Annotated in this window: 20 protein-coding genes; 10 read left to right on the top strand and 10 right to left on the bottom strand. The window is 48.6% G+C overall.

Features of this window, described 5'->3' with window-relative positions; translation table 11 throughout:
* Positions 1-3: 3 nt before the first annotated feature.
* Positions 4-282, top strand: a complete 279-nt coding sequence (gene yajC / locus B5D52_RS08705; RefSeq protein ID WP_016148356.1) for a preprotein translocase subunit YajC — start codon at positions 4-6, stop codon at positions 280-282.
* On the opposite strand, the gene B5D52_RS08700 is transcribed toward yajC, so the two are convergent.
* Positions 239-1,459: a helix-turn-helix transcriptional regulator gene (locus B5D52_RS08700; RefSeq protein ID WP_016148355.1), complete on the bottom strand. Its 1,221-nt coding sequence runs from the start codon at positions 1,457-1,459 to the stop codon at positions 239-241. The two genes, yajC and B5D52_RS08700, sit on opposite strands and share 44 nt — an antisense overlap.
* Before the next feature lie 201 nt (positions 1,460-1,660).
* Here B5D52_RS08700 and nagA point away from each other — a divergent pair, with 201 nt between their 5' ends.
* The gene (gene nagA, locus B5D52_RS08695) at positions 1,661-2,809 is read left to right on the top strand and encodes an N-acetylglucosamine-6-phosphate deacetylase (protein WP_016148354.1); all 1,149 of its coding nucleotides are present in this window, start codon (positions 1,661-1,663) and stop codon (positions 2,807-2,809) included.
* Positions 2,810-3,352, top strand: a complete 543-nt coding sequence (locus B5D52_RS08690) for a hypothetical protein (protein WP_016148353.1) — start codon at positions 2,810-2,812, stop codon at positions 3,350-3,352.
* Between the two features lie 50 nt (positions 3,353-3,402).
* On the opposite strand, the gene fba is transcribed toward B5D52_RS08690, so the two are convergent.
* Positions 3,403-4,254 (bottom strand): class II fructose-1,6-bisphosphate aldolase, encoded by an 852-nt coding sequence (fba, locus tag B5D52_RS08685; RefSeq protein WP_016148352.1) that lies wholly within the window; start codon positions 4,252-4,254, stop codon positions 3,403-3,405.
* A gap of 172 nt (positions 4,255-4,426) precedes the next feature.
* On the opposite strand from fba, the gene B5D52_RS08680 reads away from it, so the two are divergent.
* The 4 genes from B5D52_RS08680 (at position 4,427) to B5D52_RS08665 (ending at position 13,996) form a co-directional block, all read left to right on the top strand.
* Positions 4,427-5,752: a class II D-tagatose-bisphosphate aldolase, non-catalytic subunit gene (locus B5D52_RS08680; protein WP_016148351.1), complete on the top strand. Its 1,326-nt coding sequence runs from the start codon at positions 4,427-4,429 to the stop codon at positions 5,750-5,752.
* Positions 5,753-6,039: 287 nt separating this feature from the next.
* Positions 6,040-6,606 (top strand): 6-carboxytetrahydropterin synthase, encoded by a 567-nt coding sequence (locus B5D52_RS08675; RefSeq protein WP_016148350.1) that lies wholly within the window; start codon positions 6,040-6,042, stop codon positions 6,604-6,606.
* A 463-nt stretch (positions 6,607-7,069) separates the two neighbouring features.
* On the top strand, positions 7,070-7,957 hold the full coding sequence (locus tag B5D52_RS08670; protein WP_143149441.1) for a hypothetical protein: 888 nt from the start codon (positions 7,070-7,072) through the stop codon (positions 7,955-7,957).
* Positions 7,958-9,430: 1,473 nt separating this feature from the next.
* Complete coding sequence (locus B5D52_RS08665) at positions 9,431-13,996, top strand: S-layer homology domain-containing protein (RefSeq protein WP_016148348.1); 4,566 nt, start codon at positions 9,431-9,433, stop codon at positions 13,994-13,996.
* 681 nt (positions 13,997-14,677) lie between these two features.
* Here the strand turns inward: B5D52_RS08665 and B5D52_RS08660 are convergent.
* The 5 genes from B5D52_RS08660 to B5D52_RS08635 form a co-directional block, all read right to left on the bottom strand.
* Positions 14,678-16,189: a recombinase family protein gene (locus B5D52_RS08660; protein WP_002575864.1), complete on the bottom strand. Its 1,512-nt coding sequence runs from the start codon at positions 16,187-16,189 to the stop codon at positions 14,678-14,680.
* A 94-nt stretch (positions 16,190-16,283) separates the two neighbouring features.
* Positions 16,284-16,475, bottom strand: a complete 192-nt coding sequence (locus B5D52_RS08655; RefSeq protein WP_321118048.1) for a hypothetical protein — start codon at positions 16,473-16,475, stop codon at positions 16,284-16,286.
* A 4-nt stretch (positions 16,476-16,479) separates the two neighbouring features.
* Complete coding sequence (gene mobV / locus B5D52_RS08650) at positions 16,480-17,424, bottom strand: MobV family relaxase (protein ID WP_002575862.1); 945 nt, start codon at positions 17,422-17,424, stop codon at positions 16,480-16,482.
* 173 nt (positions 17,425-17,597) lie between these two features.
* Positions 17,598-17,993, bottom strand: a complete 396-nt coding sequence (locus B5D52_RS08640) for a replication initiator protein A (protein WP_002575861.1) — start codon at positions 17,991-17,993, stop codon at positions 17,598-17,600.
* 111 nt (positions 17,994-18,104) lie between these two features.
* The gene (locus B5D52_RS08635; RefSeq protein WP_002575860.1) at positions 18,105-18,518 is read right to left on the bottom strand and encodes a cysteine-rich VLP domain-containing protein; all 414 of its coding nucleotides are present in this window, start codon (positions 18,516-18,518) and stop codon (positions 18,105-18,107) included.
* A gap of 228 nt (positions 18,519-18,746) precedes the next feature.
* Between B5D52_RS08635 and B5D52_RS08630 the strand changes: the two genes are divergently transcribed.
* Both B5D52_RS08630 and B5D52_RS08625 read left to right on the top strand, forming a co-directional pair.
* Positions 18,747-19,010 (top strand): hypothetical protein, encoded by a 264-nt coding sequence (locus B5D52_RS08630; RefSeq protein ID WP_002575859.1) that lies wholly within the window; start codon positions 18,747-18,749, stop codon positions 19,008-19,010.
* Positions 19,011-19,088: 78 nt separating this feature from the next.
* Positions 19,089-19,889 carry a helix-turn-helix domain-containing protein gene (locus B5D52_RS08625; RefSeq protein ID WP_002575858.1) on the top strand — a complete coding sequence of 267 codons (801 nt, stop codon included), beginning with the start codon at positions 19,089-19,091 and terminating at the stop codon, positions 19,887-19,889.
* A gap of 80 nt (positions 19,890-19,969) precedes the next feature.
* Here the strand turns inward: B5D52_RS08625 and B5D52_RS08620 are convergent, their stop codons facing one another.
* The 3 genes from B5D52_RS08620 to gdhA all read right to left on the bottom strand — a co-directional run bounded on the left by B5D52_RS08620 (position 19,970) and on the right by gdhA (position 23,707).
* Positions 19,970-21,190 carry an MFS transporter gene (locus tag B5D52_RS08620; protein WP_002584949.1) on the bottom strand — a complete coding sequence of 407 codons (1,221 nt, stop codon included), beginning with the start codon at positions 21,188-21,190 and terminating at the stop codon, positions 19,970-19,972.
* 375 nt (positions 21,191-21,565) lie between these two features.
* Positions 21,566-21,802 (bottom strand): hypothetical protein, encoded by a 237-nt coding sequence (locus B5D52_RS16345; protein WP_014080336.1) that lies wholly within the window; start codon positions 21,800-21,802, stop codon positions 21,566-21,568.
* Positions 21,803-22,360: 558 nt separating this feature from the next.
* Positions 22,361-23,707: an NADP-specific glutamate dehydrogenase gene (gdhA, locus tag B5D52_RS08605; RefSeq protein ID WP_016148347.1), complete on the bottom strand. Its 1,347-nt coding sequence runs from the start codon at positions 23,705-23,707 to the stop codon at positions 22,361-22,363.
* Between the two features lie 189 nt (positions 23,708-23,896).
* On the opposite strand from gdhA, the gene B5D52_RS16340 reads away from it, so the two are divergent.
* Entirely contained in the window at positions 23,897-24,094 is a 198-nt protein-coding gene (locus tag B5D52_RS16340) for a hypothetical protein (protein ID WP_147535121.1), read from the top strand.
* The last annotated feature ends 211 nt before the right edge of the window (positions 24,095-24,305 follow it).

Below are 24,305 nucleotides of genomic sequence, written 5' to 3'. Positions count from 1 at the left end.
AGCATGAATTGGGAAGTAATCCTGTGGGCCTGCGGTACGGTTGGCGTACTGTTCATTGTATGCGCACTGGTCATTTCGATCATGTCCGCACGCAATATGAAGCGCAGCCGTGAAGCAATGGCCAAGCTTCAGCAAGGGATCAAGGTTGGCGCAAAGATCCTCTTTGCCGGCGGTATCTACGGCAAGATCGTCAAGATTCGCGACGATGTCATTGACGTAGAGGTCGGCAAGGGCAACGTCATTCAGATCTCTCGTTATAGCATTCAGTCTGTGGAGGACTGAGTGCCTCGGATTTGTTCATCTCACTGACCTGCTTGGCGTACTCACTCGGAGACATGTTATAGTACTTCTTGAACAGTCTGGAAAAGTAGTGAATGGAGCTGAAACCGAGCAGATAAGCGATCTCGCTGATCGTATGCCGGTTTTCCTGTATCAGCTCCTTGCTCTTTTGCAGCTTGATGTTGATGAGGTAGTTTTTGGGTGAGGTATGCAGATGGGCCTTGAACAGGCTCTGCAAGGACGAACGTGAGATGAAGAATTTGTGACAGATCTCTTCCACAGTCATCGGCTCGGCAACCTTCTTGTTCATGTAGGCTAAGATCTGCTGGAGCAAGTCGTTTTGAAAATTTTGCTGTGACGTTGGCGTACTGTGCGGTTGCAAGAGGGTGTCGGTCAGCTGCATGAGCTGGGTGATGACCTCCTGCAGGTAGCACAGCATAAGAGTTTGGGTATAGTAGGAGTGGGACAGACTCTGCGCGATGAGTTTATCAAGCGCACTGCGGATGGATTCCGAACAGGAGAAGGTTTGTCCTAAAAAATGGATTCTCTCGGCGTTTCCCATGTCAAAGACCACGGTCAGATAGTTGCAGAAGGTATCACTGCTGATCTGACGGGGATAGGGCTGGTGCGGACCACAGATGATGAGGTCGTTTTCCTCAATCGTGCGGCTGTCCCCGGCCATGTTCAGGGTCAGTGAACCGTCAATGACGTAGAACAGTTCATAGTAATCGTGAACGGTGCTGCGGAAATGGAATTCGGTCACCTGGGAGACATAAGAGTCGAAGATTTCCAGAACATTAAACGGAGAGAAAAAAGGCTGATATAGGTAGGGAACAGCAAGTTTGACGGCAGTCGGATGCACGTTCGGCGTAATGAGATTGCAAACGATCTCCTCCGAGTGTACGATGAGATTAAAATACGTATTTGGTTTGAGCTTCACATAATGGTGAATGGGGAAGGTCTTGAGCTCCTCGAGTCGGGGAGAAGAGCCCACCAGAAGCGAAGCAATACCCTGCGTCAGTTCCAGATGAATCTCGCACGGATAGGAATAGAGCTGGTCGACCGATTTGGTATGCACCAGCTGTAGCCGTGAGATCAGATGAAATGGATCTGTACTGACCGGTTCGTCATAAAAAGAACCGAAAGCAAGGAAATTGCTCCCGGATACGTTGTGAATCATAATCGAAAAATCTCCCTGTGTCATCTACCTGCTGATTTATGGGGAATGCATAAAACTTGTGAATCTATTTTAATGGATTTGCGGGAAAAATGCAAGCCAAACGGAAAAATGGGGTACAAAACCCGCGATATCGTGCCGCGATCGCGCATACCAGCCTGCAAAGCAGGCAACGCGGCAAGAGTAATTAGGAGGTCGATCGACATGATTCTTCAGAGTAAAAAAGTATGGATGGCTGACCGGTTTGTACCGGCACAGATCGTAGTCGAGGACGGAAAGATCGCAGAGATCTACCCGTACGGCACCAAGGAAGCCGACGTAGATTACGGCGATCAGTGGGTACTGCCCGGATTTATCGATGTGCACTGTCACGGTGCGTTTGGCTTTGACACCAACGATGCAGAGCCCGAAGGTCTGCGCAAGTGGCTGCGCGGTATTGTCAAGGAAGGTGTCACCAGCCTGCTGCCCACCACCATTACCCAGAGCGAGGAAGTCCTGACCAAGGCACTGGAAAATGTGGCAAATGTCGTCGAAGAGGGTTACACCGGTGCGGAAGTACTGGGCGTACATTTCGAGGGCCCGTTCTTGGACATGCTGTACAAGGGTGCGCAGCCCGAGCAGCACATCAAGAGACCGGCTGTTGAACAGTTCAAGCGTTATCAGGAGGCTGCACACGGTCTGATTAAGTATATCACCATGGCAACTGAGAACGACGAGGATTTCGCACTGACCCGTTACTGCACGGAAACCGGCGTAGTTGTCAGCATCGGTCACTCGGCTGCAACCTTTGACCAGGCAGTTATGGCATGCGCACACGGTGCACGCTCGATGACCCACGTTTACAACGGCATGTCGCCCTTCAACCATCGTCAGAATGGTCTGGTTGGCGCAGCTTACAACATTAAGAGCATGTACGGCGAGATCATCTGCGACGGCAACCACTCGACTCCGGCTGCCCTCAAGCAGTTCTTTGAGCTCAAGGGACCGCATTACGGCATGATGGTCAGCGATGCCCTCATGGCAAAGGGTTCTCCGGCAGGCTCCAAGTTCCTGTTCGGCGGCAACGAGATCGAGATTTACCCCGACGGCAGCGCACACCTGACCTCTACTAAGGGTCTGGCAGGTTCCACCCTGTGCATCAACAAGGGTCTGCGCCTGCTGATCGAGGAGGCTATGGTTCCGATCGAGACCGCAATCAATTCCTGCACCAAGAACCCGGCAGAGTGCCTGCGTGTTGCTGACCGCAAGGGCTCGATCAAGGTTGGTCTGGATGCCGATCTGGTTGTTCTGGATCGCGATTACGAGGTCGTACAGACTTATTGCGCAGGAAAAAGCATGTTGGATGGGGAATAAATGAGTAAGGGTAGAAAGAAATCGACACCGCATGAGACCATTCGCCTGTCTGGGCGCAATGTCTATACCGATAAGCGTAAGCGCACGATCTACTATGATCGACTGACCAAACAGGGTTATCTGATTCACAAGCAGAATGAGAACCGCATGCTGTTCTTCCAGAACCGCTTTGTCATCATTCTGTTCGCGGCCATCCTGTGTGCAGGCACCTTCCTGTCCTGGACACAGGCCGTTCTGGCCGGTGTGATCACTGCCGTTCTGGTCGAGGTCTACTTCCGCATGTCTTACCTCAAAAAGCTGGAAGTTGCGGAGGATGTAGACTTTGAGCGCCGTGTCTCATCGCTGCAGTACATCATCGATAATAAGAGCCGCAGCAAGGTCATCGCGCTGGCGGTGCTGTATCTGCTGTTTGCGGTGCTGATCGTGCTCAATGCGTACATGGAGCAGTACTCTATGGGACTCAACGTGCTCAGCGGTTTGTTGGCCGTTGTTGGTCTGTATTGCAGTATCCTGCACATGGTTGCACTTTCCAAAATGAAATGAAAAAAGAAAAAACCATCGTAAAAACGATGGTTTTTTCGTAAAACATCTGCTTAAGCCTGGCCGTTCGAGCCGCACAGAGCGATTTTCTCCTTGACCAGTGCTACAACATTGGCACGTCCGACCTTGCAGTACTTCTTGGGGTCGAATGCGTCGGGATCTTCTGCGAGGTACTTCTTAACACCGTCGCTGAACGCGATGCGCAGCTCGGTGGCAAAGTTTACCTTGCAGATGCCGCGGCGGATGGACTCGCGAACGGCCTCGTCCGGTACACCGGATGCACCGTGCAGTACCAGCGGAATGGAAACCAGCTCGCGGATGGCACTCAGACGGTCAAAGTCCAGCTTGGGCACGCCCTTGTACAGACCGTGTGCCGTACCGATTGCAACGGCCAGCGAGTCTACACCGGTGCGCTCAACGAACTCCTTGGCCTGCTGGGGATCGGTGAACGGGTTGCCGTCGCCGCCTTCCAGGTCGTCTTCCTTGCCGCCGACCTTGCCGAGCTCAGCCTCAACCGGAACACCGGAGGGTGCGCAGGCGTCGGTGACACGGCGGGTGAGGGCGATGTTGTCTTCGAAGGAGTCGTGCGAGCCGTCGATCATGATGGAGGTGTAGCCGGTGCGCAGTGCCTGCATAGCCAGCTCGAAGCTGTCACCGTGATCGAGGTGCATGGCAACCGGAACGGTTGCACGCTCTGCGGCAGCCTTGGCCATGGCGAGGTAGTAGTCCAGACCGGCGTACTTGACGGTGGACGGCGTGGTCTGCATGATGACCGGTGCGCGGCTTTCCTCAGCCGCCTGCACGACTGCCATCACCATCTCCATGTTTTCTACGTTGAATGCACCGACCGCATAGTGACCGGCCTGCGCACGCAGGAGCATTTCTTTGGTTGTAACCAATGGCATAATAAATGACCTCTTTTCTGTGAATTTGAAAAGACACAAGGTGGATTTTCAACATCAATAGTATAGCATAAAATACCCGGACTGTCTGCGCTTTTGCAAGTGCCGGGATGAAAAAATCAAAGGGACGCAGATGCGCCCCGTGACCGCATCAAAAAATTGGGAAGGAGTGATTATGATGAATCATAATCCGCTGAAGAAGATCGTAGAACTGCAGAAACAGGGCAAGAACGTAGGTATTTATTCGGTATGCAGCGCAAACGGCTACGTTATCGAGGCTGCACTCAAGCGCGGCAAGAGCGACGGCTCGTGCGTGCTGATCGAGAGCACGGCAAACCAGTGTGACCAGAACGGCGGCTACACCGGTATGACCCCGCTGGACTTCAAGAACTTCGTACTGGGTATCGCAGACAAGGTCGGCTTTGATCCCAAGCGTCTGTTCCTGGGCGGCGACCATCTGGGCCCGCTGACCTTTGCCGGCATGGACGAGGCACAGGCAATGGAGAACGCTGAGGAGCTCATCCGTCACTATGTCGGCGCTGGCTTCACCAAGATTCACATTGACACCAGCATGAAGGTCGCTTCTGACGACCCGAACACCCGCCTGAGCGACGAGACCATCGCAAAGCGCGGCGCACGTCTGGCACGCGTGGCACAGGATACCTACCACAAGCTGCTCGAGAGCGATCCGGACGCAATCGCACCGGTCTACATCGTCGGCAGTGAGGTTCCGATCCCGGGCGGCGCTGTTGGCGCAGTCGATCAGGGCGTACAGGTCACCAAGGTTGAGGACTTCAAGAACACGGTTGCAACCTTTGAGAAGGCATTCCGTGAGCAGGGTCTGGACGAGGCTTGGGACAACGTCATCGGCGTTGTTGTACAGCCCGGTGTCGAGGAGAAGGACAGCGGCTGCACCGAGTACGACCGTGAGAAGGCAAAGGATCTGATGGCTTCCATCCAGGAATTCCCGAATCTGGTATTCGAGGGTCATTCCACCGATTACCAGACCAAGATCAAGCTGCGTGAGCTGGTCGAGGACGGCGTCGGCATCCTGAAGGTTGGCCCGGCTCTGACCTTTGCAATGCGCGAGGGTATGTTTGCACTCGAGAACATCGAGAAGGAGCTGATTTACGGCACCGACATCACTCCCAGCGGCTTCCAGGATGCACTTGAGGCTGAGATGCTCAAGGAAGGCAAGCACTGGCGCAAGCACTACCAGGGCACCGAGCTCGAGCTGCGCATGAAGCGCAAGTATTCGTTCTCCGACCGCTGCCGTTACTACATGCCGACCCCGGCTGTTGAGGCTGCCAAGGAACGCTTGATCTCCAACCTGCGCACGCTGGGCATCCCGCTCAACCTGCTCAGCCAGTTCATGCCCATCCAGTACACCAAGGTACGCGAGGGCCTGCTGGTCAACGATCCGGTCGAGCTGGTTGAAGATCGCATCATCAATACCATCGACGAGTATCTGTACGCAACCCATCAGAAGGAACTGCTGTAAGATCGAAGGAAATAAAATCCCCGGACGATTTTTCGTCCAGGGATTTCTTGCTTGCACACAAGATGCAGCACGGGCAGGTTTACTAGATCCTATGTGAGATTTTTGTGCATAAAAGATAAATGAGAAAAATTCTCAAAAAGCGGTTGACAAACTGGAAAAGATGGAGTATATTATTGTCAAAGATAATATTGATTATCAATGCTGAAAAAGAAAGCCCGAAGTGAATCCAACACTTCACTTCGTCCGCAAGAGCTACGGCTCAGAATAACAATAAGGAGGACTATACCATGAGAAGTATCACAACTTTGGATTTGCAGTACGCCCACAGATTTTACGGATTCAAGGGAGAAGCCCAGTATCTCCACGGACATACCGGCGTTTTGACCATTGAGGTAGAAGATTCGGTAGAGCCCGGCGTAAATATGGTTTTCCCGTGCAACGAGATTCAGAAGACCGCTTGGGAAGTGCTCAAGAATTTCGACCATGCACTGATCCTGCGCGAGGACGATCCGCTGCTGCCGGCAGTGCTCAAGGTATACGAGGAGCAGGGCATCCGCGACGGCGCACCGCAGAACCAGATGAAGGGTCCGGCATTCAAGACCGAGCTGGCAACCGCTTACCCGGAATGCCGTCTGGTGGTCACCAAGGAGACGCTGACCGTAGAGGGCATGATCAAGATTGTCTATGATCTGCTCAAGGATAAGCTGAATATTGCAAAGATCACCTTTACCAGCGGTGTCAACGCAGCTTCGGCAGACTTCAGCACCCACAACCAGATCGACCGCTGCCCGCTGTGCGGTATTGCACTCAATGAGCACGGTGTCTGCCCGAAGTGCGGATATAAGAAGCAGTAAGAGCCGGAAAACTAACACTGATAAGTAACAAAAAAGAGGAGAAGATCGATATCGATCTTCTCCTCTTGGTATATCCAATGGGAATTTTGGGTCTCGTTATTATAAGTTTCAGCGAGAAAAAAACGGAGATAAGCTCCAAACATCATAAAAGTTTGCAAGGTACTTGATATAGGCTCATTTGATAGCAGATGGGCTTATATGAAGTGCCTTTTTTCATTTTATCGCCTTTGTAAGAGAAACGAGAAAATAAATACCATGAAGAAAATATCGGAAGATGATGATATTACCATGTCCAAAGAATGTTTTCTCGCTTACAGCAAGTAGTAAAAGAACTTGTGCAATGCATGATTTTCTCGCAAGAAATTCAGGGGATGCTTGAAAATCCGTGGATGAATATTCATCACATAATACATATTTTTCCAAATGCATAGCATAAAACAGAGACCCACAAAAAAGGAGAAAAATGAATATGGAAGATGCAAGGATCAATACAACAGAAGAATGGAAGTATATGCAGCAGGTTTGTGAACAGCTGTGCTTTGGAATTTATGAGTTGCGGTGTCTGGCGGATAATGGAGAACAAGTGCTGCGCTATTTCATCGTCATCAAGGATGAAAACGGTCTGATCTGGAAGTGGACAAGACTGGCGCAGTATGCAGACACGAGAACCGGTGTCGTCAGCTCGATCACCCGAAGCAACTATAAGAAGCTGCGTTATGTGACACAGATGCTCAATTATTTTTTCTGTGGTCCCGATACCCCACACCGCATTCACCGATTTTCGCAGATCACTTATGAAAAGATAACCGATTATTTTGAGCACTATGCAAAGATCCCATCCGAGCGCACCGGACGCTATCGAACCCAACTGCAAGTCAGTGAGTGTATCTTGACTTGTACACAATTTGTGGACAATCTGCTGAAAGACGGAATTAAACTTGCGGTCAAGAAGAAAGAACTGTGGAAGAAGGAGGAAAAGCTGGAACGGCAGGGTGGGCAGATTCGTAGCTTTCAGAAAAAGGTAGCTACCATACCAAACTTTCATGTGACTTGTTTTTCGGAAGAGAAGCAGCCAATCTTCCGTGATATCCCTAACAAAGTTTTACAGCGGATGTTTCAGCTGGCTTTTCGATACATGCCGTATCTTGTGATGCCAATGGCGTTGGGAGCTTTTGCCGGACTCAGACCGGGAGAGTGCTGTCAGGTGCAGCAGGAGTTTGTCGGTGGCTTTCAATGTCAATATGTTGCAGGCAGGCTGCATGCGGTCACATTTGATTTGACACGGAATCGGCAGCTTAGAAGCGATGGGGTCAGTACCAAGAGTATCGAATGGTATAGAAAACAAAATTGAGCTAGAAGTGATAATGACTGTCCATTTCGCCTGTAATCAGAGAAATCATCAAACACAATATCTCTTGCAACGGAACTTAGAGAGAATTGGCACAGTTAAGGCATCGTCGGGAAATGCTTGAGCGATGTGTGTAAGTTTTTTTATACGTTAGAGAAAAAAACTAGAGAAAGTCTAGGTTTTCGTGTAAGGAACGTAACTGTACTATGATAGTTATGCATAGGAGTTGGTTAATTCCATAATTATTACGAGCAAATTTTTTAAGCTTTGTTGATTGGAGAACTACTGAATACAAATCTTGCGGATTGTTCCATTGTTAGAAACGGAAAGTGCCCGTAAAGAATACGAATAAGTGGTATAGGTAGTCAGATGAAAGTGACAGGCACGGCTTGCTCTGTTGGCAACTCGTGCAATTGGAATTCATCTATCTCAAGTCTGCTAGAGTGTAGAAATTTTTTGCAAGGAATAGGAGAGATCTATTTAAACAGTAGATTTGAAATGAAACATTTGTGTAAGCTTGCAGGGTAGAAGTAAGTAAGGTGTTTGCGCATAATCTGTGCCAATTGTTATTTTATCAGATATACAAAATGTTGCAAAAATTGTTGGCGTACGAGGTTATTCTTGGGTTAAAGCTATTTGCATTTATTTTATTAACTGGACTAAGGGATATGTATGCCGAGTGAAGAATCTAGGGATGGTTCTATAAGACAAAATATACATTTTATTGGCGTCTATCTGTCTTAAGGAATAAAGATCGGTACATAATATTGTGGTATATCTTGATTTTTTTGTGATTATTTTGGTTTTGGACGCAAAAAATTAAAATAATAAAAATTTGTATTTATGAGCTTATCCATGATGTTTTTGAGGATTGTTATATTGCAGGGAGAGAGAAAATATGATACAATTTTTCCGATGATATATAACAAAATATCGGGATGGAAAGTAGCGTTTGTGATAAAATATATATTTTATGATGTAAGACAAAGTGAGTGGTAAAAACGCTAAAAGGATTTTATTAAAAGAACGGTAAGACTAACTGATTAAGCAGTGGAATATTGTAGTGTAAACTTCTAATGATACTAAATTTTGTAACATATAGTAAGGGGAAGAAAGTCTGATGATGGTGCAAAACGAGGCCTATTTGGCAGGCTTACGTCATGTACTTACTAGAACGCTACTGTGGGTAGAAGAACCGACTTATAAAGTTGTGATCCCGATTTAGTTTGTAGATGGCATTCACTCCTGAATGGGACGTTAATGTCTGAAGAGATGAGGGGGGATCACACCGCAAGGTACAGTGACAGGGTTCGGAAAGTTGTGTTTAGCAGGCAGTCATTTATGGTGGCACTAGAGCAAAGACGTGTTGATATCGATTCTGCGCTGAAGATATAAAACGAACAATATCGGAAGGTAATCGCGAATAAATTATAGATTCGCGTTTTTATATAAATGTTTATTGAAGGAGGAATAGAAATGAAGCAATGTGCAAAACGTTGGTTGGCGAGTATTTTAGCACTAATAATGTTAATGACTGTCTATCCTATGAATGCGTTTGCAATTAAAACCGAAGATATGCCAGAACAGCCTGTTCTGACTTGTATCTGTGAGGCCAAGTGCACCGATGAGCAGGTGGATGAAAGTTGTCCTGTTTGCGCAAATGACCTGACTGGCTGTATCGGTGACCCTGTACAAGAGTCAGGCGAAGATGATCGGAAAGAGCCTGAACTGCCCAGTCAGCCGTCTGTAGACGATGGGGATAATGCGGAGAACACTCAGACGAGTCCTCAGCCGCCTGTAAATCAGCCGAATGATGTGTCGGAAGGTGAGACTCCTGAAAACAGCACAGAGCCGGAAGATAATCAGGATTCTCAGGCGGTAAAGGAGTTCCTGGGTTTGGCTGCGCAGCTGCCGGAGGAAATCACCGCAGAGAATGCAGAGGAATATCAGGATCTGCTGGATGATTGTGCACAGGCTTGGGAAGCACTGACTGAGGCCGAACAGGAACGCGAGGATGTTCAGGCAGCGTATAGTTGTTGGGAAAATGTACAACAGCAAATGGATTCTGTAATGGTAGGGAAGTTAGGTGAAACAACTGGAGTAATCACTTGGGTTGCAGAAGGCGGTACAATAAGTTCAAGCCAGTATCAATATGTGATGGATGCGCTAAAGGATTTGAATAAAGCCGGCGGCGGAATTTTATATGTTAGTGGAGAAGTTCAGTATAGCCAATCTATGCACTCGAGTATGAATATTGATACTGAGATTATAATAATTCCGGCTGAGAGCAGTACAGCAAGAATTACAAAGTTGGCAAATCTCAAGATTTCTGCCGGAGGCAAGGTGCAGTTAGGTAAAAAAGGGCTAGCGGATCAAGCGTTAACGATAGAATGCGAAACTGGCTATCAACGTTATGGCATTTCTGTTATTGATGGCGGAGAATTGCTGTTGGATGATGGCATATGCATTACGCAAGAGCCAAATCGGACAGAAAAAACTTCTGATGATCATTATTATAGTCCCCTTTTTGCAAAAGCGGGTGGTCAGATTACCATGAATGGCGGAGAGATTTCTGGAAATAAGTGGGTTTGGCGCGGCGGTGCCATGACACTTGAGGAGAATTCTCAGTTCGTCATGAATGGTGGTAAAATTTGTGATAATAGTGTGTGTTCCATGGGCGGTGGTATTTTTGTTGGAAGCACATGTATGTTGCAAGCGGATGGGGGAATTATTGAAAAAAATCAGAGTCAAGCTGGTGCAGGCATTTATTCTGAGGGCTCTCTCAAAATTCTTGGTTCAACAAAGATCCAAGAAAATTTTGCACCCCAAACTAATGCAAGAGGTATTGGCATTCTCGTCGGTAAAGGTGTGTTGAATATTGAGGGATCAGTAGAGATTTCTAATAATAAAATAGATTTTGGAGATTCTAAGTCTGCGAATGCGCGGGGGGTAGGCATTTGTATTAATAAAGGAGCTAATGCCACAATTACTGGCGCAAGTATAATTGGCAATGGTTGGACAGGCACTCCCTACAAGACTAGTCAGATAGTGGGTGGTGGTATATATAACGAAGGTAATTTACAGTTAAAAAATTGCGTAATCAGTGAGAACAAGGTGTTTGGATCGAGTTCACATTTTGGTTATGGAGGAGGAATCTATAGTTCTGGCACATGTAAGGTGGAAGATACAACATTTCAAAAAAACGATGCAAGCAGCGCGATGCACGGAGGAGCAATTTGTGCAAGAGATGTTACTTTGGAGAGGTGTACATTTATAGAAAATACTGCACAAAGCGGCGGAGCTGTATATATTTCTGCTACAGGTTTGGTCGGTTCGGATCGCGAAGATAAGGATACCATCATTAATGCGTGTAAATTTCAAAAAAATACGGCTTTGCAAGGAGGTGCAATCTATTTAGATGAGAGGACAAAGTATCGACGCAATATCACGAATTGCGAAATTATAGAGAATTCGAGTAATGGTAGTGGCGGAGGAATTGCGATTGATCAGGGCCAGCAACGTGATTCAATAGGAACTAAAATTGAGCATTGCACGATTTCTAGAAATCATGCAGAAAATGGCGGTGGAATCCATGCTTTTTATGCAACCCAAATTAACGATTGCACAATTGATGCTAATGTAGCTGATTATGGTGGTGGAGTTTACATCGGAGCAGGTGGAATGATTGCTGGATGCAAATTGTTTAAGAATGAAGCGAAGAAATGTGGTGGCGGCCTTTACTTGGGAAATTTTGTCGGTGCGACTTTAAAGGCTTATGTTAGACAGGATGGTACAATCGTTCGAAATCAAATATTTGAGAACTCGGCGACTCAGGGTGGTGGTATTTATATCATGGGATCCTATGGAGATGAAATTTCTCTCTCTGATACGGATCTTGTGAAAAATAGAGCAGAGCAAGAAGGCGGAGGTCTTTGTATATATCCTCAAGGGGGTAATACTTTCAAATCGAATGTAAGTTTACAGAATGGACGTGTTGAGGGGAATATTTCTCAACTAGGTGGCGGAATTTATCTGAGTGGTGCGGCATATCAATCTTTTACCATGAATATATCCAGAGAGGTGGTGGTTGGAAATGTTGCAGAGAATGGCGGTGGCATTTATGTAATCCCTCAAAATGACAAGCAGAAGATTACAATGATTATGGAGAATGCTGCTCTGTTTGGAAATACAGCAGGAAACGAAACAGAGGGTAATCGTACTACAACATCTTCCGGAGCTGATTTATATGCAGCTGATTCTGCATCATTCCAGATACCTACCGTAGCGGATATGAAGACTTATCTGTCTGATCCCACACATACAGAGGTCACGGATGCTGATCGTGCAGTGATTCTGGATGATGATTGGTATTATGACTATATGCAGAATGATTCCGGCGCACCTTCGGAAAGTACAGAAGTAGATCGATATCAAAATGGCTACAAAGTAATTTACAATGATGCGAATACCTTGGATACAGGTTATGTGCCTTTGATTGTAGGTGTTACTCCGACATATTCGCTTTCTTATCGGTATAGTGGAGAGGTTCCGGAAAATGCGCCAGCTTTACCGGATACTGCAAGTAAGAAGTTAGAGGGAGATCCGGTAGAGGTAGTCGCTGCGCCGCCCATGAAGGGATATACGTTTTCTGGTTGGACAGTTGCGGAACCTGCAACGGGCACCATAATCGTAAACGGAACTGTGACTATGCCGGCTGCGAATGTCGTGCTCGAGGGCTTCTGGACAAAGAATCCGGTATATACATTAACTTATGATGCAAACTTTGAAGGCGGAGGTCAGAAGACTCCAGATGCAGCATGTGAAGCAGGTACGGTATTGACAATCCAAGGAGAAAAGCTGTTTACCAGAGGAGAAGATTATACACTGATTGACTGGAATACGGACCCAAATGGCGGCGGTACAACGTATGATTTTGGTGAATCGTTTACAGTGCCTAAGGATAATACCACTTTGTACGCACAATGGAAAAGAAATTACACTTTGACGTATATATCTAATGGTGGTAGCTCTGTTGAATCGGAACAGTATTTGGAAAATGAGACGGCACAAGTCGATGAAGAACCTGAGCGCGAAGGATATACCTTTGAAGGTTGGTATGCAGACGAAGCATTGATGATTCCGGTTACTGAAGTCGAGATGACATCCGATAAATATGTCTATGCTAAGTGGAAGAAAATTTCGGATGGTGGCGCAAGTCATCCGGAGTATACGCCTGATGACGACGACGAAAACACTGATCGTGATGATGAGGACGACACCGAAGAATTCACCGACGAAGAAGTCCCGCTGGCCGAGACTCCTTGGCTGAATACGGAAGACCACTATGCGTACATTATCGGCTATTCCGAGGATGGAACCGTTCGCCCGAACGCCAACATCACCCGTGCGGAGGTTGCAACCATCTTCTTCCGTCTGCTGACCGATGAGGCTCGAGACCAGTTCTGGTCGACGTCCAACAACTTCACGGATGTTGCATCGGATGCTTGGTACAACAATGCCGTGTCGACTATGGTTAATGCTGGCATCATTCAGGGCTATGAGGATGGCACCTTCCGTCCGAACAACAATATCACCCGCGCAGAGTTTGCTGCGATTGCATCGCGCTTTATGTCCGCGGGCTATGATGTTGAGGAGGACCTGTTCACTGACATTGCAAATCACTGGGCGCGCGAGAGTATTAACGATGCCGCGATGGCCAAGTGGATTAACGGCTATCCGGACGGCACCTTCCTGCCGGACAAGGAGATCACCCGTGCGGAGGCGGTTACACTGGTCAACAACGTGCTCCAGCGCAAGCCGGACGCAGATCACATGCTGGATACCATGATCAAGTGGCCGGACAACATGGATACTTCTGCTTGGTACTACGAGGCCATTCAGGAGGCGACCAACTCGCACGACTACGACCTGTTCGAGGGTGCGCAGTACGAGACCTGGACGGCGCTTCAGGAGAACCGTGATTGGGCTGCCTTGGAAAAGGATTGGCTTAACGCACATCGTACCGGCGGAGAAGTCATGTAAAATTTAACTGGCATTTAGAAGTGTGGACGAATACTTCTGATTTCTTGTTTGAATGAAAGGCTGACCTTTGGGTCAGCCTTTTGTTGTAGCAATCAACACTATATTAAAAAATTGGGAAATGACAATATATCCTAAAAATTAGAAAAAGAAAAGGTAGAGTAAAATAACTACTTTGCAGAGAAGATAACAATATGAATGGATGTATTAGAGCATGTATTCATGCATATCACAGACAAGTCAAAACTGTGGTAAGAAGAGTATATCCAAAGAAGAAACATATTATTAGAATTTATTGAATTGCTGTGTAATGAAACTATGAGAAGAATGATGACTTGATTTTAGGAGAGGTGACGATACAATCTCATAAAGAAGATTTAGTGGAAAGATAGAAAAGAGAACGAATGGCAGGAGAAAGTTAGTAATTCAGATCATGACAGAGAACTTTTATTGCGAAGATAGGGAGCAACATTGATTCGAACTGTTAAAAAAGAAAAGAGCATCTTCTATCCTAACAGGGGAAAAGAAGATGCTCTTGATTTTTATGCAAGCATATACATGATGATAAGAGAACGACAAGCTCAAAAGCGAGAAAATCAGCGATTTTCGTTTTTTAGTTCTTCGGAAAGTACAGTTTACAAGGGACTACACAGGGTAGGTATCTGACGGGAGGGGTGCCGCCAGTCAGATTTTCCATGTGATGTTCAAGCTGTCGCTTGTGGCGGCTATGGTGGTGATCATCAAATCCACCACACGCCGCTTGTCATCAAAAGATACATTCTCCCAGGTATCGAGGTAGCCGGAAATCTGGCTGACCTGTTCCGGGCTGATGGCCTCCACAGTCAACTCCGCTATCCTTGCCAGAAGTTCCTGCTTGCGCCCGTCCAGTTCCGCTATCTTCACATTCACATAGGAGAACAGGACATTGTTTGCCCCCGTCAGACTGTCCACCAGCTTTTCAATCTCGCTGTCTACATGGGCAAGTTCCACTTGCAGGGCGGTGATTTTCGGGTTTGCCTTTGCCGCTTTCTTTTTTCCTGTCAGCGTCTTGTAGCTTGCCAGCTTCTTTACCATCTGCTGATAAACAACCGCTTCCAGTTCCGAAGTGATGATTTTCCCACAGCCAGGACAGCTTTTATTGTCCAGCCGTTTCGTGCAGCGGAGATACTGTTTGCCGGAGGGATTGTAGATACTCATAAGAGCATACCCGCAATTCCCGCACTTGATTTTTCCTGCCAGCCATGTGTGGGTGGCTTTCCGGGCAGACTGGATTTTCATGTTGTTCATCAGCTTCTTGCGGCAGGTCAGCCAGGTGTCGGAGGGGACGATACCCTCATGGGGAGCCAGTACCAGCATTTGGTCTTTTAAGTCGTTTTTCTTGCTGGCCTTTACATCTCGCCCTTGATACAGATAGCAGCCGTTCATGCCCGTAAAATCGGCAACGTCATTGACAATGACTGTACCTTGACTTTTGAAAAATTCGTACACATCAAGGTCTGCCTGCACATAGACAGGATTGCGTAACATCTGCGCCAGCGTGGGGCGTATCAGCTCTTTGCCATGGAACAAAATCCCCTGTTCGGCAAAGTACCGGGTAATGTCCCCGTAGGAAGTTGTGGGCTGGGCGTACATCTCAAACATCAGCCGGATATTGGCCGCTTCCTCCGGGTTTACCACCAGCTTCTTTGTGTTGATACCGTCCATCTTGATAGGCTCCGTATGGAAGCCGTAAGGGGCTTTCCCGCCCATCTTAAAGCCCCGCTGACTGCGGGAGTAGTAAGCGTCCGTTACCCGCTTCTGTATCGTTTCCCGTTCAAGCTGGGCGAACACGATACAGATATTCAGCATGGCCCGTCCCATCGGCGTGGAGGTATCAAACTTTTCCGTAGAGGACACAAACTCCACATTGTACTGCTGGAACAGCTCCATCATGTTGGCAAAGTCCAGAATGGAACGGCTGATACGGTCGAGCTTGTAAACCACGACCTTTGCAATCAAGCCCCGCTTGATGTCCCGCACCAGTTCTTGAAACTTCGGACGGTCTGTGTTCTTGCCGCTGTACCCTTTGTCTGTGTATTCCTTGCAGTTACCGCCTTTCAACTCGTATTTGCAAAATTCAATCTGGCTTTCAATGGAAATGCTGTCCTTTTTGTCTACCGATTGTCTTGCATAGATTGCGTCTATCCGATTGTTCATATTGTCGCTCCTTTTCTTAAAAAAGAAACGGAGCTGCTGACAGTTCTATTATACCGCCAGCAGCCCCGCAAATCAATGATGGGTTTGGAAAACCTTATGTCCCGGCTTCCTCACTCTCCCGCTTGTCGGCGTACTTGCGGAACACCTCATAAAGCTGCTGTTCCAGTTCCCGGCGTTTGGCTGCTTCCTGTTCCGGCGTGAACACCGGGGAGAGATTTTCCAGTGTGATTTCCTTTCCCTGAAAAGTCACGATTTCGATTTCCTTTTTGTATCTGATATTACTTATAAGATCACCTTTCCTTTCCATGCTGCCGCTGTTGCCGTTTCAGTTCCGCTAAAATCTCCGGCGGGATACGGTCAACCAGCCGCCGCATATCGTCCAGTTCGCTTTTTAACTTCGCCCGTTCCATCGTGTCATTCATCTTGCCTTTTTCGCTGGCCTTTGCCCTGACTTCCAGCTTTTCATTTTCCGCTAACAAGTCATTGATTGTGACCTTGTATTTTTTCAGTTGCCCGGAGAAGTTCTCCATCTGCGGAAACCACTTTTTCAGCATGGAGAGGGCTTCCTCTTTCTTCTTTCCGGCGTTCAGCGGGGTAATGCCGGAGAGAACCGCTTCAATGGCCCTCGCCTGTTTGGAGAGGTTGACCGCCTGTTTGAACAGCCGGGTGGGGATATGCTTCCGGCCCGTCTTGCTGGCGCTTTCCCCACGCTCCAGGTCGGGGTACTGCTCCACCATACAGGCGTGAAAATCGTCCTGCCACTTCGTCAGATTGGCCCGGTTGCCGATAATTTCTTTGGCGCACAGGCGGTTGTCCTTTGTCAGCGGCACAAAGACCAAGTGCAGATGGGGCGTTTTTTCATCCATGTGTACCATAGCCGAAACGATGTTCTCCCGGCCCACCCGGTCAATGAGGAAGTCCGCCGCCCTCTGGAAGTAGGCCGCTATCTCCTTTGGGGACTTGCCCTTGAAAAACTCCGGGCTGGCGGTAATCAGCGTGTCCACAAACCGAGTGCTGTCCTTGCGGGTGCGGCATCTGGCCTGCTCGATGCGGCTCTGAATGAAATGGTAGTAGCGGCCATCCGGCTTGACGATGTGGAAATTGTACTTGCTCCGGCTGGTGTCAATGTCCGGGTTGCTGGCGTACTGCTCCTTTTTCCGTTCATGGTGGGCTTCCAGCGGCCCCGCCGGGTGGCCCTTGTGCTTCTCAAATCGCAAAATTGCGTGTTGTGCCATTGAACTCCTTTCCCCATTCCATTCCTTTCCGGCGGGTTTTCCCGCCGAAAATATCTCTGATAGGATTGGAATGGAATGAATGTAAATAGATGGTTTTAATCTCTGTATTTCTATATACCGTCAGATTTCCGTACTTCAAGAGGATTGATTTTCGTACTCGCCAAGTACGGTTTTCAGCCCTCCGGCGTACCATAACCGGATTTCTTGAAGTCGGTGTTTGGAACCGCTTCATAGGATTTCGGGTAAATGCGGTTGGGTTTTCCACAGCCCTGTTTCTGGATTTCCACCAGCCCCGCATACTGCAACTCCCGCAGGGTGTTGACCGCTTTCTGCCGCCCGCAGCGGAGCAAAGCGACCACCTCGCAGATGGGGTAGTACAGGTAGACCCGCCCGTACTCGTCCGCCCAGCCGTTCTTCCGGGACAACTCCGCCCGGCGCAGGACAAAGGCATACAGCACCTTCGCTTCGTTGCTCAAGGGCTGGAATGTGGGTGCTTCAAAAAGGAAATTGGGGAGCCGGGTGAAACTGAACGCCTTTTCCGGCTGGTGAATATAAATCGTGTTTGTCATAGCGTGTTTTGTGGACGGTTAGAGGCCCGTTTTCCGGGGCGAATGATAAATGATACCAGCCGCCCCGGTTGAGGGCTTGCGGAGCCTTGCAAATCAAGGCTTTTCCCGCTCTTAACTGTCCACAGCAGACCTCCTTTTCCGTTCACTTTCTGTTTTCTGCCGCCTGTGAACTCTGGCGGCGCAGTCCGGGCAGTATTTGCCCCGGTTGGACTTCGGGACGAACACACCGCCGCACTCCGCACAGCGTTTCAAGTCCCTGTCCCGGTAAATCTCCGCTTCCAGCGTCCTGTCCAGCGGCAAGACCGCCCAGCGGAACCACTTGCAGCAGACGGAGAACGAAATCATCTGCGGACAGGCGCAGGTGTCGCCATCGTCCAGCGCAAGGCAGTTTCCGTCCTCGCAGTTGCAGCACTCCCGGCGTATCAGGCCGCTGGCTCGTCTCTTCTGGGGCGGGGTTATGCGGTAGGGGGAGCCGTCCGGCCTGTGTTCCAGCGGCGGCAGGTGTTGATAGGGTCTTTTGCTCATGCGTCCCTCCGTTTTCTTTGGCGTGTTCTGTTTCCAAGGTGCTTGTCCATCGATGAACTATCCCAAGTCTACACCTTTTTGACCGCCTGTGCCGTATATCCAAGAGGTAGGAAATCAGCCTGAAAAACTCCCTATTTCCACGCTCTCGGATTTGTGATATAATCAAAAAAAGATAAAAGACAAATTCAGGTTTCTGGTCTTCTTGCACAAAATAAAGGAGGAGCTATTATGCAAATTGTTTATATTCCAAGCGAATCAATGTCTGTTCAAGGTAAAAAAGATGAAATCTATAAAAGATATGGGAAAGACTGGAATATTAGAGAACAGGGAGGAGGTAACGGAAATTGGTTGTTGACCAGAAAAAGTGATGTGCTTGTAGATGGAAAAAGTTATCGTACTTTTGTACTTGAACACTACGGTAAATCCAAGCTGACAGCGAAGCTTGTTGATAAATTTCGTGAAGATGTAGCAAATGGTAAAATAAAACTGTAAATGCCTATGCCGTTATGCTATGAGCATAGTACATAGCATAACGGCTTCTCTTTCGTTGAGCTAGCAAGGAGGGTGAATATGTCTTTATCCATACAAGAGCGATTAAAAGACCTACGTGTGGAGCGTGGCTTGACGCTGGGGCAGCTTGCGGAGCAGACCGGGCTTTCCAAGTCTGCGCTGGGCAGTTACGAAACGGAAGACTTCAAGGACATCAGCCACTATGCCCTTATCCGGCTGGCGAAGTTTTACGGTGTGACCGCTGATTATCTGCTGGGGCTGTCTGAAATGAAAAATCACCCAAACGCCGATCTTGCAGACCTGCGTTTGAGTGATGAAATGATTGACCTGCTGAAAAGCGGGAGGATAGACAATACCCTGCTGTGTGAGCTGGCGGCGCACCCGGATTTCCCCCGGCTGATGGCTGACCTTGAAATCTATGTGAACGGAACGGCACTGAAACAGGCGCAGGGTGCAAACGCCATAGTGGACACGATGAGCGCAACTGTTATAAAAAAGCATAATCCTGGCATGAGTGATACGCAGTTAAGACAGCTTATCACCGCCCATATTGATGAGGACGAGTTTTGCCGCTATGTGATACAACGGGACATAAACGGGATTGCCCTTGCTCTGCGGGAAACACACAAGGACGATTTTTTCAGCGTCCCAGAGGATAACCCGCTAAAAGAAATGCTGGAAACTGCTGGTGAAATCGTCAGCCAGGACAGCGACACGGAACAAGCGTACTTGGCGTTTATCTGCAAACGGCTCAAGCTGAATTTTAGGAAGCTGTCAGTAGAAGAACGGAAGTGGCTGAAAAAGATTGCGGAAAAATCCGACTTGCTGAAGAATCCAAAACCGCAGAGAGGACGAAGATAAAAAATGCCTGAACGGCGGTTCTGGTTTTTCAGAACCACCATCCAGGCATTTTGTTTAGTAATAGAAAAAGGTGCAGTTGATTATTGCGTATTGTCAATCTCTCTCAAACCGGGTAGTAAAAATACGGCAAGCGCAACGATGATAATGCCAATTCCGCAAATGACAAACCATTTCTCAACTCCCAGCCGCTCCGCCAGAGGCCCGGAAATGACAAGGCCAAACGGCATGGCGAGGGAAGCGGCGCTTGTCAGTAGAGAAAAAACTCTCCCCAGATATTCTGGTTTGACCGTTTCTTGAAAAATCGCATTTTGCACACCGTAAAATGGAGCGGAAATTCCCATAACAGTACAGCACACAACAAAGACAAGAAATGCGTCTGGCGGCAAAAGCCCGGAGAGCATATTGCTAACGCCCATCAGGAGAACGGAAAGACCGATGGTGTACCGCCGTTTCTTAAAACCGCCCCAAATGCTCAGAATGACTCCGCCAAGCAGCATACCAACCGCAAAAGCAATTTCAGCGGCAGAGGCATGGGCCGGTGTTCCTTTGAAGTATGACATACAGATGAGAGGAAAAAGCGTACTGATTGGCATATAAAAGAACATATAAATTACACCAATCCAGAGCAGAGCAAAGAGGCCCCTGTTTTGCTTTAATACCACATACCCCTCTTTCATATCCTGTAAAAACTGTTGTCTTTTCGTTTCTGGACATAGTTCAGGCGTTGGTATGGACGAAATCGCAACAGTCACACAGGCAAGGATTGCACCCACAATATCTAACAATATAATTGCATTAAGAGGCCAAACAGCATATAAAAACGCTGCGGCAGCTGGACTGATAATCGCACTTACTGCTTGCATGGTCTGCGTGTAACCAGCGCATTTTGTAAGTTCCTCTTTTGGCACAATCATAGGTGTTGCTGCGCTGAATGCTGGAGAATGAAAAGCAGTTCCCGCACTTCGGATTAACAGGACAACCATAATAGACCATACGGGCAATTCCATGTAAAACGCCACCAGCGCCAGAATACCGCCAGCGGCGGCAATTATCAAATCCGCACCAATCATTACGCTTTTACGGCTGTGCCGGTCAACAAAAGCACCTGCAAACGGGCCTAAACAGGCTTGCGGCAAAAATCCAATCAGTGTTGCCGCCGTCAATATGATTGCAGAATTAGTTTTCGCAACCAAATAAAAGATAATGGCCATTTGCAAAATACCGCTGCTAATAAAGGATATTGCTTGTCCGGCAAGAAGTGTAAAATAAGTTTTTCTCCATGAATTGTTGTTTTGGGTCATAATGCGAACCTCCTTTTTTATTGCATTGTTCCTTTGTTTCTGCAATAAAAAGCAGGCGTTGTCCCACAGAGAGGGCAGACGCCTGCATAACAACAAAGCACGAAAAAACACCACGATACAGTTCAAAGACTGCTCGTGTCAAACCTACGTGTTCCTTTGCATACGCACGCAAAAAAAGCCCACCATCATGTGGAAAGGTACTTCTACTTTTTATTGCTTATTAGCGTACACAAATTAACACACGTAAGCCTCCTTCCAATCTCAAACTGTCGCACAGTATAACACACATCCGATAGACTTGTCAACCATTTTTAACCTTGTTTTCCATCTTGTTTTTCCATCTCTTACGGGCATTAGCAAAGCCAGGCGAGCCAGTCAACGGTCAAGATGAACGGCGCTTTCAGCGCCGCCGTTGACAGTCTCGCCCGTCTTTGCTAATGGGTAATCAAGGCGGGAAAGCCATTTTAGGGCTTTCCCGCCCATTTCAATTTTGGGAGAAGAAAGGCCCCAAAATGAACGAGTGCGGCCAAACACTTTTAGGGATTGGCCACCTTGTCCACCCATCCAGCGGGGCGGCGGGGAACGGTCAAGGCCGGGCGTCAGCCCATTCATTTCAGCCTTGACGGTTTCCTGCCGTCCTGCTACTTTTCCCGGAGTGTGGCCACACATCTGGTCACGGTGTCCAGAGCTTTGGGACTTTTTGTCCCATAGGCCGGGGGCGGAGGACGAGGGACGGGGGCTTTCATAATACGCCCTGTCTGCTGCTGAAATCAGCCCTTTGTTTCCGGCTTACCAGCCCCAAACAAAGCCCTGCTTTCCTGCCGCGTCAAATGCCCTTGCCCTCCCCGGCGGCAACGGTATTTTCAGGGCAACGCCGACAGAGCGTATAACACACTACACTTTGCTCCGCAAAGTCGTGTGCCAAATGGGGCGCTGCCCCCTTTGGAAACCCCCGCAACAAACAGGTGCTATGCACCCAGCCGGGAGCATAGCGCCGTTTGTTGTCAGCAGCCCGTTTCACGGTCTGCGTGTAGTTCCTTGTAAACTGACCTAAAACGTGTAGTAAAAAATCGAGACAATCAAATATTTTTCACTTTAGTTTTGCGGGAAAATATTTTCGTATCCGAGAAAAAGAGCGTTTTTGATACTTGAGTTCAGTTTCGCTTTGGATTAGTATGCAATACCCTGCCACAGCATAGCGTCGCAAACCTTCTCGAAACCAGCGATATTTGCGCCAGCAACCAGGTTGCCTTCCATGCCGTAACGAGCAGCAGCATCCTTACAGGACTTGTAGATGTTGACCATGATGTCATGCAGCTTTGCATCGACCTCGTCGAAGGTCCAGGACAGACGCTGGCTGTTCTGGCTCATCTCCAGACCGGAGGTAGCAACACCGCCTGCGTTTGCAGCCTTTGCCGGGCCGAACTTTACGCCGGCAGCCTGGAATGCCTCAACAGCCTCAGGAGTAGAGGGCATGTTAGCACCCTCAGCGACAGCCTTAACGCCGTTTGCGATCAGGGTCTTCGCCTCGTCGCCGTTGAGCTCGTTCTGCGTAGCGCAGGGGAGCGCGATATCGCAGGCAACAGACCAGATGCCGCGGCAGCCTTCGACATACTTTGCGGTGGGAACGTAGTCGAGGTAGGTCTTGATGCGAGCACGCTTGACTTCCTTGATCTCCTGCATAACCTTGTAGTCGATGCCGTTCTCGTCAACGATATAGCCGTTGGAGTCGCTCATTGCGATGACCTTGCCGCCGAGCTGAGTAGCCTTCTGGCAAGCGTAGATTGCAACGTTACCCGAACCGGAGATGACGACCTTCTTGCCCTCGAAGGACTCGCCCATATCAGCCAGCATTTCCTTCATGTAGTAGCAAACGCCGTAGCCGGTAGCCTCAGTACGAGCCAGGGAGCCGCCGTAGGACAGGCCCTTACCGGTCAGAACGCCGGTGAACTCGTTGCGCAGGCGCTTGTACTGACCGAACATGTAGCCGATCTCACGTGCGCCGGTACCGATATCGCCAGCCGGAACGTCGGTGTCAGGACCGATGTGGCGCTGGAGCTCGGTCATAAAGGACTGGCAGAAGCGCATGATCTCGTTGTCACTCTTGCCCTTGGGGTCGAAGTCGGAACCGCCCTTGCCGCCGCCCATGGGCAGGCCGGTCAGGCTGTTCTTGAAGATCTGCTCAAAGCCCAGGAACTTGATGATGGACTGGTTAACAGAGGGATGCAGACGCAGACCGCCCTTGTAGGGACCGATTGCGGAGTTAAACTGGATACGCCAGCCGCGGTTTACCTGTACCTTACCAGCGTCGTCTACCCACGAAACACGGAAGTTTACGATGCGCTCGGGCTCAACGATGCGCTCGATGATGCCGTTCTTCTCGATTTCGGGACGTGCAGCAACGACCGGCTCGAGGGACTCGAAGACCTCACGTACAGCCTGCAGGAACTCCGGCTCATGTGCATTGCGTGCAGCCAGACCTTCGTAAACGCGATTGAGATATTCGCTCTTGAACATAATTTTCGACCTCCATAGATTGGCTTTGGGATGCACCCTGCATCCGAACAGGTTCTCTTGAATGCCTTTATTTTATCACGCAAACCGGTTAGAATCAATTTCTTTTGCGTGATAAACAGTGAAAGAAATGATAAAATCGACCGGGGAGAGTGCAGGATAATCATGCAAATTGCCTAAAAAACTTTTCTTGTGCAGGAGAAAATTCATTTTTTACCGGCTGGCCAAGCGAAAAACACAGGAAATCCTGCAAAAAATGGCTTGTACTTAGGGCACATCATCGTCAAGGTCTGCTCCGCAGAAGGGACACTGGGATGGTTCTTGGAAGGGGTTGAGTTTGCCGTAAAGCAGCAAACCGCAGACAGGACATCGGAAGCAAATGGTATATAAAATACCGAGTATAAGCACCAATACTGCACCAGTTATGGCCAGAACAATCGCGATCGGAAGGGGAAGCAGGTGTGGGTATACCGCCATTAGGCCAAGAAATCCGAGTTCAATGCAAATCGCACCATAGAGTAGGGGACGGAGTCGGTGTCTGCGAACCGATAGACGATGATATCGTGCTTTTTGCGCGACAGATAGTGGTTTGTGTTAGGGA

The organism is Butyricicoccus pullicaecorum DSM 23266, from assembly GCF_900167005.1.
Lineage (GTDB): Bacteria > Bacillota > Clostridia > Oscillospirales > Butyricicoccaceae > Butyricicoccus > Butyricicoccus pullicaecorum.
The sequence above is the reverse complement of the archived record's forward strand: the minus strand, read 5'-3'. Positions and strand labels throughout refer to the sequence as shown.

Coding starts and splice junctions, on each gene's coding strand:
- B5D52_RS08700 (WP_016148355.1), bottom strand. CDS start 1,459: ATGATTCACAACGTATCCGGGAGCAATTTCCTTGCTTTCGGTTCTTTT.
- B5D52_RS08670 (WP_143149441.1), top strand. CDS start 7,070: ATGAATATGGAAGATGCAAGGATCAATACAACAGAAGAATGGAAGTAT.
- B5D52_RS08665 (WP_016148348.1), top strand. CDS start 9,431: ATGAAGCAATGTGCAAAACGTTGGTTGGCGAGTATTTTAGCACTAATA.
- B5D52_RS08635 (WP_002575860.1), bottom strand. CDS start 18,518: ATGAGCAAAAGACCCTATCAACACCTGCCGCCGCTGGAACACAGGCCG.
- B5D52_RS08675 (WP_016148350.1), top strand. CDS start 6,040: ATGAGAAGTATCACAACTTTGGATTTGCAGTACGCCCACAGATTTTAC.
- B5D52_RS08680 (WP_016148351.1), top strand. CDS start 4,427: ATGATGAATCATAATCCGCTGAAGAAGATCGTAGAACTGCAGAAACAG.
- B5D52_RS08630 (WP_002575859.1), top strand. CDS start 18,747: ATGCAAATTGTTTATATTCCAAGCGAATCAATGTCTGTTCAAGGTAAA.
- B5D52_RS08660 (WP_002575864.1), bottom strand. CDS start 16,189: ATGAACAATCGGATAGACGCAATCTATGCAAGACAATCGGTAGACAAA.
- nagA (WP_016148354.1), top strand. CDS start 1,661: ATGATTCTTCAGAGTAAAAAAGTATGGATGGCTGACCGGTTTGTACCG.
- fba (WP_016148352.1), bottom strand. CDS start 4,254: ATGCCATTGGTTACAACCAAAGAAATGCTCCTGCGTGCGCAGGCCGGT.
- B5D52_RS08625 (WP_002575858.1), top strand. CDS start 19,089: ATGTCTTTATCCATACAAGAGCGATTAAAAGACCTACGTGTGGAGCGT.
- B5D52_RS16345 (WP_014080336.1), bottom strand. CDS start 21,802: ATGAATGGGCTGACGCCCGGCCTTGACCGTTCCCCGCCGCCCCGCTGG.
- B5D52_RS08620 (WP_002584949.1), bottom strand. CDS start 21,190: ATGACCCAAAACAACAATTCATGGAGAAAAACTTATTTTACACTTCTT.
- mobV (WP_002575862.1), bottom strand. CDS start 17,424: ATGGCACAACACGCAATTTTGCGATTTGAGAAGCACAAGGGCCACCCG.
- B5D52_RS08640 (WP_002575861.1), bottom strand. CDS start 17,993: ATGACAAACACGATTTATATTCACCAGCCGGAAAAGGCGTTCAGTTTC.
- B5D52_RS08690 (WP_016148353.1), top strand. CDS start 2,810: ATGAGTAAGGGTAGAAAGAAATCGACACCGCATGAGACCATTCGCCTG.
- gdhA (WP_016148347.1), bottom strand. CDS start 23,707: ATGTTCAAGAGCGAATATCTCAATCGCGTTTACGAAGGTCTGGCTGCA.
- yajC (WP_016148356.1), top strand. CDS start 4: ATGAATTGGGAAGTAATCCTGTGGGCCTGCGGTACGGTTGGCGTACTG.